The following is a 14,972-nucleotide window of genomic DNA, read 5'->3' as shown; positions in this document are numbered from 1 at the left end:
TATATTGACTTTACGACTGTACGATGTTATTATTGTTAAGGTTGATGAAAGCAGACGCTTTGGAGGATATCAAATGTCTAATGAAAAAGCCTTAAGCTTAAATCAAGACAGTTATGTCATTGGTTTAAAACAGACCACTAAAGCATTATTGAAGCATGAGGTACGTAAAGTAATCATTGCTCAAGATGTAAATATTCATATTTTGTCTAAAGTGTTAACTGTAGCATTTGAGACAGACGTTCCAATAAGTTATAGTCCTAGCAGACAAGAACTTGGATCGCACTATGGAATAGAAGTAAATGCGACAGTTGTTGCATTGCTCAAATAAATTTGTAAGCTGTGCTTACTATTTTTATTTACCTTTAAATGAACCACCTGGATGTGTGGAATTAAGAAATGAAGAGAGGAGGACATTAAAGATGCCTACTATTAACCAATTAGTACGTAAACCTCGTACTAGTAAATCACAAAAATCAAACTCACCAGCGTTAAACAGAGGTTACAATAGCATGAAGAAAAAAATGACTACTGTATACTCTCCACAAAAACGTGGTGTATGTACTCGTGTGGGAACTATGACACCTAAGAAACCTAACTCAGCTTTACGTAAATATGCTCGTGTTCGTTTATCAAACAACATCGAAGTTAACGCGTATATCCCTGGTATTGGCCACAACTTACAAGAACACAGTGTTGTACTTATTCGTGGTGGACGTGTAAAAGATTTACCTGGTGTGCGTTATCATATCGTACGTGGTGCTTTAGATACTTCTGGTGTTGATGGACGTATGCAAAGTCGTTCACATTATGGTACTAAAAAACCAAAAGCTGCAAAAAAATAATCTAACGTTAAATTTCTGTAAATAACAGTTTTTTAAATGACGATAAATCAAATAAACTTTATAATAAGGAAGGAGGATTACGATTATGCCTCGTAAAGGTCCAGTTGCAAAAAGAGATGTATTACCAGATCCAATTCACAACTCAAAATTAGTAACTAAATTAATCAACAAAATCATGCTTGATGGGAAACGTGGTACTGCTCAAAGAATTCTTTATTCAGCATTTGAACTTGTTCAAGAACGTTCAGGTAAAGATGCAATCGAAGTATTCGATGAAGCTATCAACAACATTATGCCTGTACTTGAAGTAAAAGCTCGCCGTGTAGGTGGTTCAAACTATCAAGTACCTGTAGAAGTACGTCCAGAGCGTCGTACAACTTTAGGTTTACGTTGGTTAGTTAACTATGCTCGTCTTCGTGGTGAAAAAACTATGGAAGAGCGTTTAGCTAATGAAATCTTAGATGCTGCCAACAATACTGGTGGCGCAGTTAAGAAACGTGAAGATACTCATAAAATGGCAGAAGCTAACAAAGCATTTGCTCATTATCGTTGGTAAGATAGAACTTAGGACCCTAAGCGTTAAAATCATAAAGATTCCTTTACTAAGGTCATCTCTAGTTTTTTAAACTCTTAGGGTATCAAAGTATCTATACAAGCAACAACCAAATATCCAATGTTTTGGAAGGAGTAAGAATACTATGGCAAGAGATTTTTCTTTGAAAAACACTCGTAATATCGGTATCATGGCACACATCGATGCTGGTAAAACAACGACTACTGAACGTATTCTTTATTACACAGGCCGTATCCACAAAATTGGTGAAACACATGAAGGTGCTTCACAAATGGACTGGATGGATCAAGAGCAAGAGCGTGGTATTACAATCACTTCTGCTGCGACTACTGCACAATGGGATGGTCACCGTGTAAACATCATCGATACACCAGGACACGTAGACTTCACAGTTGAAGTTGAACGTTCATTACGTGTACTTGATGGTGCTGTAACTGTACTTGATGCGCAATCAGGTGTTGAACCTCAAACAGAAACTGTTTGGCGCCAAGCTACAACTTACGGAGTACCACGTATTGTATTCATTAATAAAATGGATAAAATGGGTGCGAACTTTGAATATTCAGTTGGTACATTACATGATCGTTTGCAAGCAAACGCTCACCCAATTCAATTACCTATCGGTGCCGAAGATGATTTCAGCGCTATTATTGACTTAGTAGAAATGAAATGTTTCCAATACAATAACGATTTAGGTACTGAAATTGAAGAAGTTGAGATTCCAGAATCTCATAGACAACAATCGGAAGAAGCTCGTGAAGCTTTAATCGAAGCTGTTGCTGAATCAAATGATGAATTAATGGAAAAATATTTAGCTGGAGAAGAAATTTCGGTCGAAGAGCTTAAAGCGGCTATCCGTAAAGCTACTTGTGACATTGAATTCTACCCAGTACTTTGTGGTACAGCATTCAAAAACAAAGGTGTTCAATTAATGTTGAACGCAGTTATTGATTACCTACCATCTCCATTAGATGTTAAACCAATTGTTGGACATAGAACTGACGGAGACGAAGAAGTAATTGCTAGACCTGATGACTCAGCACCTTTTGCTGCATTAGCGTTCAAAGTAATGACTGACCCATTCGTAGGTAAATTAACATTCTTCCGTGTATATTCAGGAACAATGGAATCAGGTTCATACATTAAAAACTCTATTAAAGGTAAACGTGAACGTGTAGGTCGTATCCTACAAATGCACGCTAACTCTCGTGAAGAGATTTCTACAGTATATTCTGGTGACATTGCTGGTGCTATTGGTCTTAAAGATACTTCAACTGGTGATACTTTATGTGATGAAAAAGATGACATCATCTTAGAATCAATGGACTTCCCAGAACCAGTTATCCACTTGTCAGTTGAACCTAAATCTAAAGCTGACCAAGATAAAATGACTAATGCATTAGTGAAATTACAAGAAGAAGATCCAACATTCCATGCACACACTGACCATGAAACTGGACAAGTTATCATCGGTGGTATGGGTGAATTACATCTTGATATTTTAGTAGACCGTATGAAACGTGAATTCAAAGTTGAATGTACTGTTGGTGCTCCAATGGTATCATACCGCGAAACGTTCAAAACATCTGCTCAAGTACAAGGTAAATTCTCTCGTCAATCAGGTGGACGTGGACAATATGGTGATGTTCATATTGAATTCACACCTAACGAACAAGGTGGCGGTTTCGAATTCGAAAACGCTATTGTCGGTGGTGTAGTTCCTCGTGAATACATTCCATCAGTTGAAGCTGGTCTTAAAGATTCAATGGAAAACGGTGTATTAGCTGGTTATCCATTAGTTGATGTTAAAGCTAAACTTTATGACGGTTCATATCATGATGTCGATTCATCAGAAATGGCCTTCAAAGTAGCTGCTTCATTAGCACTTAAAGAAGCAGCTAAAAAATGTGATCCTGTAATCTTAGAGCCAATGATGAAAGTTGAAATCGTTATGCCTGAAGAATACATGGGTGACATCATGGGTGACGTAACAAGTCGTCGTGGACGTGTTGAAGGTATGGAAGCACGCGGTAACGCTCAAGTTGTTCGTGCATTTGTTCCACTATCTGAAATGTTCGGTTACGCTACAAACTTACGTTCTAACACTCAAGGTCGTGGTACTTATACTATGGTATTTGATCACTACGAAGAAGTACCAAAATCAATTTCAGAAGAAATTATCAAGAAAAACAAAGGTGAATAATTAATTCATTTTAATAAATTGATTTTTTCATCGAAATGATTTATAAATTAGATATAGGTTTCCTCATGATGGTGAGTAACCATCATGAGGCTTAAATAAAAAATAATTTTAATATGAATAGGAGAGATTTCATAATGGCTAAAGAAAAATTTGATCGCTCAAAAACACATGCCAATATTGGTACTATCGGTCACGTTGACCATGGTAAAACTACTTTAACAGCTGCTATTGCAACTGTATTAGCAAAACGTTCTGGTGACGGGGAAGCTCGTTCATACGCTCAAATCGATAACGCTCCAGAAGAAAAAGAACGTGGTATTACAATTAATACTTCACACATCGAATATGAAACTGAAAAACGTCACTATGCTCACGTTGACTGCCCAGGACACGCTGACTATGTTAAAAACATGATCACTGGTGCTGCTCAAATGGACGGCGGTATCTTAGTAGTATCTGCTGCTGACGGCCCAATGCCTCAAACTCGTGAACACATTCTTTTATCACGTAACGTAGGTGTTCCTGCATTAGTAGTATTCTTAAACAAAGTTGACATGGTTGACGACGAAGAATTATTAGAATTAGTTGAAATGGAAGTTCGTGATTTATTATCTGAATATGACTTCCCAGGCGACGACGTTCCTGTAATCGCTGGTTCAGCATTAAAAGCTTTAGAAGGCGAAGAAGCTTACGAAGACAAAATTGTGGAATTAATGGATGCAGTAGATTCATTCATCCCAACTCCAGAACGTGATTCTGACAAACCATTCATGATGCCAGTTGAGGACGTATTCTCAATCACTGGTCGTGGTACTGTTGCTACAGGCCGTGTTGAACGTGGTCAAATCAAAGTTGGTGAAGAGATTGAAATCATCGGTTTAACTGAAGAATCTTCTAAAACAACTGTAACTGGTGTTGAAATGTTCCGTAAATTATTAGACTTCGCTGAAGCTGGAGATAACATCGGTGCTTTATTACGTGGTGTTGCTCGTGAAGACGTTAACCGTGGTCAAGTATTAGCTAAACCAGGTTCAATCACACCTCACACTAAATTTAAAGCTGAAGTTTATGTATTATCAAAAGAAGAAGGTGGACGTCATACTCCATTCTTCACAAACTACCGCCCACAATTCTATTTCCGTACTACAGACGTAACTGGTGTAGTTAACTTACCAGAAGGCGTTGAAATGGTTATGCCTGGCGACAACATCGAAATGAATGTTGAATTAATTTCACCAATCGCTATTGAAGACGGTACTCGTTTCTCAATCCGTGAAGGTGGACGTACAGTTGGATCAGGTGTTGTTTCAGTTATCGAAGCTTAATTCGATATTGAACAATCTTGATTAAACAAATAAAAGCTTGCTATGAGTTTTCTCATAGCAAGCTTTTTTTATTGTTCTAATTCTGAACTATGTTCAATTATTGATAAAAAGAGTTTAACGCTATTTTGTAGAGCTTGTTCATCTAGATCAAACTTAGGATGGTGGTGAGGATAATTTGCTTTAAGTGTTTCATTTCCAACACCTGTGAAGAAATAAGTTCCCGGTACATGTTGTAAGAAATAACCAACATCTTCTCCACCGAGTGATGGAGGGAAGTCATAAGCTTCTTCTACGGTATCAATTTCAGCTGCAAGACTTTTAGCCCACTCTGTTTCTTTTTTATGGTTAATAACGGGTGGATAACCATCATGATAATTCAAATGACATTTAACACCATAGCTTGATTCGATGCCGTTTAATATGCCATTCAATCGTTCTTTAATTTGTTCTTTCACGCTAGGTAAGTATGTTCTAATTGTGCCTGTCAGTTGTACTTTATCAGCGATAACATTGAATGCATTACCACCTTTAAATGTACCAAATGTGACAACGGCAGACTCTAAAGGATCTATCGTTCTAGATACAATGCTTTGTGCTTGAACGATAAGTGAAGACGCTGCAACAATTGGGTCTTTAGCTAGCTGTGGCATGGCACCATGACCACCTAAACCTTGGATATCGATTTCAAATGAATCAGCCGCTGCATATGCTGGTCCTGAACAAAAACCAACTTTATTTGCCTCTATATGACTTGCAGTGTGCGTACCAAAGATATAATCTACACCATTAAGCGCACCAGCTTCTATCATAGATTTTGCGCCACCTGGAAGTGACTCTTCGGCATGTTGATGGATTAAGACGACATTACCGTGAATGTCTTTTTCATGATTTTTAAGAATTTTAGCAGTTATTAATAAACTTGCTGTATGTGCATCGTGACCACAAGCATGCATGACACCGTCAACTGTCGATTTATACGGTACGTCTTTTTCATCTTGAATAGGTAACGCATCAAAGTCAGCTCTTAAAGCGATAGTCGGACCTTCATGGCCACCTTTAATATATCCTAGAAGGCCATTACCACCTACATCTTTTTTAACTTCAATACCTAAATTCTCAAGGTAATCAGCGATATATTTTTTTGTATTTTCTTCTTGAAAAGATAATTCAGGATGTTGATGCAAATGTCTTCTAATATCTATTAATTCATCCATATATTCTGTAACTTCAGACGTTAAATTCATTTTGATAATTCCTTTCCATAAACTTAAATGTAGTTAATAAAAATACTCGTACGGCATTAATGAGTCCTTGTTCATCAATATCGAACTTAGGGTGATGGTGTGGATAGTCCGCTTTAAAATGTTCGTTTCGTGTTCCTGTATAGAAAAATGCACCAGGTACACGCTGTTGATAATAAGAAAAATCTTCTCCACCTAAACTTGCTTCCAATTCCACTAATTCTTGAACACTGGATATTTCTTTAGTAGCTTCTAATATTAAATCAGTTTCTCTTTCAGTATTTACAACAGGAGGGTAACCTTTACTATATTTTAAATCGTATGTGACATCTGTAGAAGTAGCGATACCTTCGAGTACTTTTTTAAATCCTTCAATCACGCTCATTTGAGTATTGGCGTCGAAAGTTCTAATCGTACCACCAATCTTACAAGTATCAGGTATGACATTATTTGTTTCTCCAGCATTAAACATTGTGATAGATAATACAGCAGGGGACAAAGCACTTGTTTTACGTGAAACAATATATTGTAGATCATTACATAATTGGATACCTGCAGCTAATGGATCAATAAGTTGATCAGGGTGAGCGGCATGTCCACCTCTACCTTTTAAAGTAATCCAAAAGTCATCTGGGATACCTGTCGTTGTACCATATTTATAGCCTATTTTCCCGACATCTAAGCTACTTGATACATGTTGTCCAATGATGGCATCAACGCCTGTTAAACAGCCGTCAGCGATCATTTGGATGGCACCACCAGGATCTACTTCTTCAGCATGTTGATGAATAAATACGACGCGACCATTAATTTCATCTTTATGTTCAGATAATATTTTAGCAGTCATCAAGAGCACTGCAGTGTGTGCGTCATGACCACAAGCATGCATGACGCCATCAACGGTAGATTTGTATGGTGCGTCTTTTTCATCTTGTATAGGTAGAGCATCAAAATCAGCGCGCAAGGCTAATGTTGGACCATCTTTATCTTTGTTGAGCGTGCCAACTACACCACGTCCACCAACACCTTCTTGTACATCGATACCTAAATCTCTTAAATAGTTAGCGATATAAGCAGGTGTTTTAACTTCTTCAAAAGATAGTTCTGGATACATATGTAAATGTCTCCTAATTTCTATCATTTCATCATAATAGTCTTCAACTTTTTGTAATAGTATATTTCTCATGATTATAGAACACCTTCTATCTCAAGAACTTTGATAAACATTTCAGTTGTTGTCTTCATTGCTTCTTCATCTAAATCAAACATAGGGTGATGATGAGGTGCTAATGAAGCTTTGTCCTCATTACCGCTACCAGTTAAGAAGAAACAGCCTGGACGATTGAGCAGATAATAGGAGAAGTCTTCGCCAATCATCATGGGTGAAATATCTTCGTAAGTTAAATTTAACGATGATGCTGCTTCTTTTACGACATTATATTGAGCATCGTGGTTTACAACTGTAGGATAACCTCTGCGATAATTAAATTCATACGTGGCGTTATTGGCTATACATAAACCTTTTAATAAGCGTTCAAGATCTTTTTCAATCGTGTCTTTAACTTCAGGTTTAAAAGTTCTAACGGTACCTTCAATTGTAGCAGTATCACTTATTACGTTAAAAGCACTTCCTGCGTCTATTTTACCAACAGTTATAACGCCTCTATCAATCGGATCGATATGACGAGATATGATTTTTTGTATGCTAGAAATATATTCAGCTACAATAACAATTGGATCAATTGAAGTATGTGGTTTGGCACCATGTCCGCCTTTACCTTTAATCGTTATTTCGAAAAAGTCAGGAGAAGCCATCATTTCAGCAGGCTTTGTCTTGATTGATGATGTTTCATGACCACTCCAAAAATGGTTTCCATAAATTTTATCCACGCCATCTAGTGCGCCATCATCCACCATTGCTTTTGCACCACCGGGATTTAATTCTTCAGCATATTGAAAAATAAAGACAACATTACCTTTAAGTAAATGTTGATGTTCATGAAGTAATTCGCAAAATGTTAAAAGTGTTGCCGTGTGACCATCGTGACCACAAGCATGCATAACACCGTCGACAGTTGATTTATATGGAACGTCTTTTTCGTCCTGTATCGGTAAAGCATCAAAATCAGCTCGGAATGCGATTGTTTGACCAGGTTGATTCCCTTCTAACTTGGCGACAATACCACGCTCTCCAACGCGCTCTCTAATAGATAATTTATCTAACTTTTTTAGTTCAGATAAAAGAAAATCATGAGTTTTTTCCTCATGAAATGATAGTTCTGGATTCTTATGCATATATCGTCTGATGTCGACTAAACGATCGAATTTATTTTCTACTTTTTCTTTCCAATTTACCATGAATAAACCTTCTTTCAATTCCATCAAAATATAGTATGCCTATTGTAGCAAAGTTTATAGAAAATTTAAACAATTCAATTTACTATGATAACGCTTAATTCTTTGATTTTGATGTGTTATGATTGATGAAAAGTGCTAAAGGAGACAGTGAAAATGGTCCAAACATTAAATACATTCTTAACAACTAACTTAAATGAATTGAAGGACAATGGTTTATATAATGAAATTGATATCGTTGAAGGTGCGAACGGTGCTGAAATTACAATCGGCGGTAAAAGTTATATCAACTTATCATCAAACAACTATCTTGGATTAGCTACAGACGAAGATTTGAAAAAAGCTGCTAAAGCTGCTATTGATACACATGGTGTAGGTGCCGGTGCAGTTCGTACTATTAATGGAACATTAGATTTGCATAGAGAATTAGAAGAAACGTTAGCGCAATTTAAAGGTACGGAAAGTGCGATTGCATATCAATCAGGATTTAACTGTAACATGGCTGCTATTTCAGCTGTCATGAATAAAAATGATGCAATACTATCTGATGAATTGAATCACGCGTCAATTATTGATGGGTGTCGTTTATCTAAAGCGAAAATCATTCGTGTGAATCATTCAGATATGGAAGATTTAAGAGCTAAAGCGAAAGAAGTCGTTGAATCTGGACAGTATAATAAAGTAATGTACATCACAGACGGTGTATTCTCAATGGATGGGGACGTTGCTAAGTTACCTGAAATTGTTGAAATAGCTGAAGAATTTGGCTTAATCACATATGTAGATGATGCGCATGGTTCAGGTGTAATGGGTAAAGGTGCCGGAACTGTTAAACATTTTGGTTTACAAGATAAAATAGACTTCCAAATTGGTACACTTTCTAAAGCTATTGGTGTAGTAGGGGGCTATGTAGCAGGTACTAAAGATTTAATTGATTGGTTAAAAGTTGCATCAAGACCATTCTTATTCTCTACTTCTTTAGCTCCTGGAGATACGAAAGCAATTACAGAGTCAGTTAAAAAATTAATGGCTTCAACTGAATTGCATGATAAATTATGGGATAATGCTCATTACTTAAAAGAAGGCTTAAAAGCAAAAGGCTTTGATATTGGTCATTCTGAAACACCTATCACGCCAGTTATTATTGGCGAAGAGAAGGAAGCTCAAACATTTAGTAAACGATTAATGGATGAAGGCGTATATGCGAAAGCAATTGTATTCCCAACAGTTCCAAAAGGTACTGGCCGTGTGAGAAACATGCCTACTGCCGCACATACTAAAGAACAACTTGATCAAGCCATTGAAACTTACGAAAAAATTGGTAAAGAATTAGGATTAATATAAATTTAATTTTTAACAAAGGGATGGGATATTAACATCCTAGATTAATGTAAAAGAGCGTAAATTCTTGATTTTAAAGAATTTGCGCTCTTTTTAGTTTATCTTCTGAGTCTTCGTGCGATTTGGCTGTGAATTTATCATGTCGCGGTCCACATGATAAATAGAGCCGTTGAATTTATCAAGTCAAGCTCCACATGATAAATAGCAAAAATTCTTTATAATATTCCTCACGATTTTGTGAAGTGCTGACGCCTGAGGGAATAGTATGTGAGAGAGACTACAGGCTCGAACCATACCCCTAGGCAAGCATGCACGAACAAAATCGTAAAATTTTTAAAACATATCACACTATATACTAAAAACAGTATCGTGATCTGTTGTTTTTATGTATTAAGTAACTTTTTTATCTTCGTTGTGTACTTCTGAAGTATACAAAATCGTTAAAATAATGTAGAATGACATTAAAGAAAGCGCTTTTGTTTTTCTCCGGAGTACAAATGAACATTCCAACAATACAGGAGGATTTTAAAATGAAAAAGATCATAATCACTGGAGCGTTAGGGCAAATCGGGACTGAATTAGTGATAAAACTAAGAAAGAAATATGGTAACGATAATATTCTAGCAACAGATATTAGAGAACCAGAAAGTGATAGTGAAATAAATAACGGTCCGTTTGAAATATTAGATGTAACCGACCATGATAGATTTCAAGTATTGGTAAAGGAATTTGAAGGAGATACTTTAATGCATATGGCTGCATTACTTTCAGCTACAGCAGAAAAGAATCCATTATTTGCATGGAACTTAAATATGGGTGGATTAGTAAATGCACTTGAAATAGCACGTGAATTCGATATGCAATTCTTCACACCAAGTTCAATTGGTGCATTCGGTCCTAATACACCTAAAGATATGACACCTCAAGTTACCATACAAAGACCAACATCTATGTATGGTGTGAATAAAGTATCAGGTGAATTATTATGTGATTATTACTTCACTAAATTTGGTGTAGATACGAGAAGTATGAGGTTCCCTGGCTTAATCTCTTATGTAAAAGAACCAGGTGGAGGTACAACGGATTACGCAGTTGAAATTTATTTCAAAGCGATACGTGAAGGCAGATACGACAGTTATATTGCGCAAGATACGTATATGGATATGATGTTTATGGATGATGCAATCGATGCAATCATTCAGTTGATGGAAGCGGACAGTGAGCGATTAATCAATCGTAATGCATATAATGTTAGTGCAATGAGTGTTGATCCGGAAACAATCAAAGCATCTATTCAAAAGAAAATGCCTGAATTTGAATTAGGTTATGATGTTGATCCAGAACGCCAAGCAATTGCTGATAGCTGGCCAAACGCTATTGATTCAACTTGTGCTAAAGAAGAGTGGGGATTTTCACCAAATTATGACTTAGATAGTATGACTGAATTAATGCTAAAAGCGATTAAAGAAAAAGATAATTTAGCAAGAAGCTAACTTTATTGTGTTTATTTTTTAAATTTTCCAAAAATTCATTGAATAACGCCTCCATGACTGATATACTTGTTAACATTAATTATTAATTAGCCTAGGAGGAATCATTATGTCAGAAACATTTTACGTAGAAAAGCGTGAACAGCTCAAAGAAAAACCGGACTTTCAAAATTTGGTCTTTGGCGAAATCTTTACTGATTATATGCTATCTATGTCATATAAACAGGGTGAAGGCTGGTCAGAGCCTAAAATTATTCCATACGGGCCGATTACTTTATCACCAAGTGCGCAAGGTCTCCATTATGGCCAAACAGTATTTGAAGGTATGAAAGCATATAAAGACGGCGATGATGTTACATTATTTAGACCGGATCAAAATTTCAAGAGAATTAATTTATCTTTAAAAAGACTTGAAATGCCTCAAATAGATGAAGAAAAAGTGCTGAATGGTTTATTACAACTTGTAGATTTAGAGCGTGATTGGATTCCAAGTGGAGAAGGACAATCTTTATATGTTAGACCATTTGTATACGCTACAGAACCTTACTTAGGTGTGCGTTCTTCTACGGACTATGAATTTTTAGTGATTCTTTCTCCAGTAGGCGCTTATTATGGTGCTGAGCAAATGAAACCAACAAGTATTTATGTAGAAGATGAATTTGTGCGTGCAGTAAGAGGTGGCGTTGGCTTTGCTAAATGTGGAGGTAACTATGCGGCTAGTTTAATTGCACAAACACGTGCTAATGAATTAGGCTTCGACCAAGTATTGTGGTTAGATGGTGTTGAACAAAAATATATCGAAGAAGTGGGAAGTATGAATATATTCTTCGTTATTGACGGTAAAGTTGTAACACCTGAATTAAATGGCAGTATTTTACCAGGTATTACTCGCAAAACTGTACTGGAACTTGCTCAAGAAATGGGCTATGAAACTGAAGAGAAACGATTATCTATCGATGATATTATTAATGCACATCAAGACGGTCGTTTAACAGAAATTTTCGGTACAGGAACAGCAGCAGTTATTTCTCCAGTTGGATTCTTAAAATACGACGATGTAGAAATTACGATTAATAATAATGAGACTGGTCCAATTACTCAAACGTTATTTGATGAATATACAGCAATTCAAACAGGTAAAAAAGAAGATAAACATGGTTGGAGAGTTGTAGTAGGAAAAGAAAGTCATATCGAAACAGTATAAGAGCTGAATAATCTTGAGCGGCCTACTAAATGTAGTGTCGCTCTTTTTAAAGGAGAAAAAAAGATGATTAAATGGTTATTGTTTGATAAAGACGGTACATTGCTTGAATTTGATGAAACGTGGTCAGAAATTTCATTAGTTATGATAGACCGATTTGTAGAAAAATATCACATTGATCATAAGCAATCTTTACAAGAAGAACTAGGTTATGTAAATGATAGATTTTTATCAAGTGGCATACTAGCATCAGGCACATTATCAGATATCATTAATGTGTTTACGAAATATGCACAAGAAAACGACAAACAAGAACTTGAAAAATGGACGGTTCAATTAAGTAAAGACTTAATAAGTGAATATGAACCTGAAACAATTGTCATTGAAGGATTGATGGATACGTTAAAAGCTTTTAAAGATAAACAATATAATATTGCAATCATTACAAGTGATGACATAGACGGTACAGAAAGATTCATTAAAGATGCAGGTGTCGAACATTTAATTGATGAAAAAATCACAGCATCCATAAATGGCTATCAAAAGCCAAATCCTAAAATGGTAGAAGACTTTTATAAAAAATGGGACGTATCACCAAATGAAATTGCGATTATAGGAGACACACCAACCGATATTCAAATGGGTAAAAACGCACACTTCAGAGCAGTTGTCGGTGTCCTTAGCGGTACGGGGAATAAAGAAGATTTAGCAGACGCAGATTATATTTATCAAGATATTAATGAATTTTATAAGCAAGAAGCGGAATGGAATAAATAAAAGAAAGCTCAATGTTCTACGTTGAACTTAGATAGTGGACAAACCAAATGTGTACAAACGTTTGGTTTTTTTGTCTTTTTTACATGTTTCATTCAAATATCATACTACAAAAGCTCATATTTTGGGGTTCAGTACAGACATAGCCAAGGTCGTGAGTTAAGTCTGAAGTTAATCCAAGACATTGCCATAGTCTAAGATTACCAATCACCTTATTCAAATAGAACGCTGAACTCAAAGGTTTAATTGAGGCTCAACAAAAAAGACTGCCAACAAGTTCACTTTAAGTGACTTTGTTGACAGTCTGGTCTCAACGTTCTACGTTGAGCTTTCTTTTATTTTACTCGTGTATCAATTGAACGATGAGTTTCAATGACATGAGCGATTTTATCTATAATGTGATTGATTGAATCTGGATCTTCGTATAAATCATAGTCATTAATATTTACACGAACGACGGGACATTCTGTGAAATTGTTAATCCAGTTATCATAGCGTGAGAATAGTTTTTTCCAATATTCTTCATCTGTTTCAATTTCCATTTGTCGACCGCGATTTTGTATACGTTGTATAACATCGTTATAATCACATTCTAAGTATATTAAGGCATCAGGTTTAGGGAAATATGGTGTCATAACCATTGCTTCAAACAAATCTCTATAAGTCGCATAGTCTTCTTTAGTCATTGTTCCTTGTTCTTCATGCATTTTTGCGAATATATCCACGTCTTCGTAAATTGAGCGGTCTTGTATAAATCCTCCACCGTATTCAAACATTCTTTTTTGTTCTTTAAAACGTTCAGCTAAAAAGTATATTTGTAAGTGAAAACTCCAACGTTCAAAGTCGTGGTAAAATTTTTCTAAATATGGGTTGTTATCGACTTTTTCAAATGATGTTTTAAAGTTTAGTCGTTCGCTAAGTGCTTGTGTTAAAGATGATTTTCCAACACCAACAGTACCAGCAATTGTGATAATAGCATCACTAGGTATGACTTTATTTGTCATGTGTAATCTCTCCAATCAAAGGTTGTAATAATGTTAATACTTGTTGATAATCTGTGGTGTTATTGACGAAATCTAAGTGAGATGTATCTATTTGAATAGTATCAATTTCACTTTTTACTTCTTCATAGAATTGATTATAATCACTTTTGAGTTGTGCTAAGTAATTATTTTCAATTTGTGTTTCATAAGATCTATTTCGATGAGCAATGCGTTGTTGAAGGACTTCTAATGATGCATCGAGAAAGATAATTTGGTCAGGCATGCGAATATCTTCAGTTAAGATATCATAAATTCTACTAAATTTATCAAATTCAGTATCGTTTAAAGTGTTTTTTGCGAAAATTTTATTTTTGAAAATGTGATAGTCACTAACGATACCATTAATATTTTCTAAATCAGTTAACTGTTTGTAGCGATGGCATAAGAAGAACATCTCTGTTTGGAAACTCCATTTAGAAATATCTTCATAGAAATTACTTAAGTATGGATTTTCATCAACAATTTCAAATTCTTCAGTGTAATTTAGAGCTTTAGCAAGCTTTTTAGTTAAGGAGCTTTTCCCGACTCCTATTGGTCCTTCTATTGCGATAAAGGTTTTTTTCATATATATCTCTCCAGATGT

Annotated in this window: 14 protein-coding genes; 9 read left to right on the top strand and 5 right to left on the bottom strand. The window is 35.7% G+C overall.

Annotated elements, in window-relative coordinates; all coding sequences use genetic code 11:
• Window positions 1-73: 73 nt before the first annotated feature.
• The 5 genes from LQ598_RS05515 (at window position 74) to tuf (ending at window position 4,944) form a co-directional block, all read left to right on the top strand.
• A complete protein-coding gene (locus tag LQ598_RS05515; RefSeq protein ID WP_016911154.1) occupies window positions 74-328 on the top strand; it encodes a ribosomal L7Ae/L30e/S12e/Gadd45 family protein in 255 nt (84 codons plus the stop codon).
• A gap of 91 nt (window positions 329-419) precedes the next feature.
• Entirely contained in the window at window positions 420-842 is a 423-nt protein-coding gene (gene rpsL / locus LQ598_RS05510; protein ID WP_016911153.1) for a 30S ribosomal protein S12, read from the top strand.
• A gap of 85 nt (window positions 843-927) precedes the next feature.
• Window positions 928-1,398, top strand: coding sequence for a 30S ribosomal protein S7 (gene rpsG, locus LQ598_RS05505; RefSeq protein WP_016911152.1), 471 nt, complete (start codon window positions 928-930; stop codon window positions 1,396-1,398).
• A 142-nt stretch (window positions 1,399-1,540) separates the two neighbouring features.
• Window positions 1,541-3,619 (top strand): elongation factor G, encoded by a 2,079-nt coding sequence (gene fusA, locus LQ598_RS05500; RefSeq protein ID WP_107557148.1) that lies wholly within the window; start codon window positions 1,541-1,543, stop codon window positions 3,617-3,619.
• A 134-nt stretch (window positions 3,620-3,753) separates the two neighbouring features.
• Entirely contained in the window at window positions 3,754-4,944 is a 1,191-nt protein-coding gene (tuf, locus tag LQ598_RS05495; protein ID WP_107536373.1) for an elongation factor Tu, read from the top strand.
• Between the two features lie 68 nt (window positions 4,945-5,012).
• Here the strand turns inward: tuf and LQ598_RS05490 are convergent, their stop codons facing one another.
• Genes LQ598_RS05490 through LQ598_RS05480 form a run of 3 tightly spaced genes read right to left on the bottom strand, consistent with a single transcriptional unit; the run spans window position 5,013 to window position 8,543 of the window.
• On the bottom strand, window positions 5,013-6,188 hold the full coding sequence (locus LQ598_RS05490) for a M20 metallopeptidase family protein (protein WP_016911149.1): 1,176 nt from the start codon (window positions 6,186-6,188) through the stop codon (window positions 5,013-5,015).
• Window positions 6,172-7,371: an amidohydrolase gene (locus LQ598_RS05485; protein WP_239745339.1), complete on the bottom strand. Its 1,200-nt coding sequence runs from the start codon at window positions 7,369-7,371 to the stop codon at window positions 6,172-6,174. The genes LQ598_RS05490 and LQ598_RS05485 overlap by 17 nt, the downstream gene beginning before the upstream one ends.
• A 2-nt stretch (window positions 7,372-7,373) precedes the next feature.
• Entirely contained in the window at window positions 7,374-8,543 is a 1,170-nt protein-coding gene (locus LQ598_RS05480; RefSeq protein WP_103322203.1) for an amidohydrolase, read from the bottom strand.
• Window positions 8,544-8,696: 153 nt separating this feature from the next.
• Here LQ598_RS05480 and LQ598_RS05475 point away from each other — a divergent pair, with 153 nt between their 5' ends.
• The 4 genes from LQ598_RS05475 to LQ598_RS05460 all read left to right on the top strand — a co-directional run bounded on the left by LQ598_RS05475 (window position 8,697) and on the right by LQ598_RS05460 (window position 13,349).
• Window positions 8,697-9,884 carry a glycine C-acetyltransferase gene (locus LQ598_RS05475; RefSeq protein WP_107536371.1) on the top strand — a complete coding sequence of 396 codons (1,188 nt, stop codon included), beginning with the start codon at window positions 8,697-8,699 and terminating at the stop codon, window positions 9,882-9,884.
• A 527-nt stretch (window positions 9,885-10,411) separates the two neighbouring features.
• Window positions 10,412-11,374, top strand: coding sequence for an L-threonine 3-dehydrogenase (locus LQ598_RS05470; RefSeq protein ID WP_239745338.1), 963 nt, complete (start codon window positions 10,412-10,414; stop codon window positions 11,372-11,374).
• A gap of 106 nt (window positions 11,375-11,480) precedes the next feature.
• A complete protein-coding gene (locus tag LQ598_RS05465; protein ID WP_016913184.1) occupies window positions 11,481-12,575 on the top strand; it encodes a branched-chain amino acid aminotransferase in 1,095 nt (364 codons plus the stop codon).
• 63 nt (window positions 12,576-12,638) lie between these two features.
• The gene (locus tag LQ598_RS05460; RefSeq protein ID WP_107557147.1) at window positions 12,639-13,349 is read left to right on the top strand and encodes an HAD family hydrolase; all 711 of its coding nucleotides are present in this window, start codon (window positions 12,639-12,641) and stop codon (window positions 13,347-13,349) included.
• A gap of 332 nt (window positions 13,350-13,681) precedes the next feature.
• Here the strand turns inward: LQ598_RS05460 and LQ598_RS05455 are convergent, their stop codons facing one another.
• Complete coding sequence (locus LQ598_RS05455) at window positions 13,682-14,350, bottom strand: deoxynucleoside kinase (RefSeq protein ID WP_016912566.1); 669 nt, start codon at window positions 14,348-14,350, stop codon at window positions 13,682-13,684.
• Window positions 14,340-14,954, bottom strand: a complete 615-nt coding sequence (locus LQ598_RS05450; protein WP_103322199.1) for a deoxynucleoside kinase — start codon at window positions 14,952-14,954, stop codon at window positions 14,340-14,342. The genes LQ598_RS05455 and LQ598_RS05450 overlap by 11 nt, the downstream gene beginning before the upstream one ends.
• Between the last annotated feature and the right edge of the window lie 18 nt (window positions 14,955-14,972).

The organism is Mammaliicoccus sp. F-M27, from assembly GCF_022387115.1.
GTDB classification, from domain to species: Bacteria; Bacillota; Bacilli; order Staphylococcales; family Staphylococcaceae; genus Mammaliicoccus; species Mammaliicoccus vitulinus.
The sequence above is the reverse complement of the archived record's forward strand: the minus strand, read 5'-3'. Positions and strand labels throughout refer to the sequence as shown.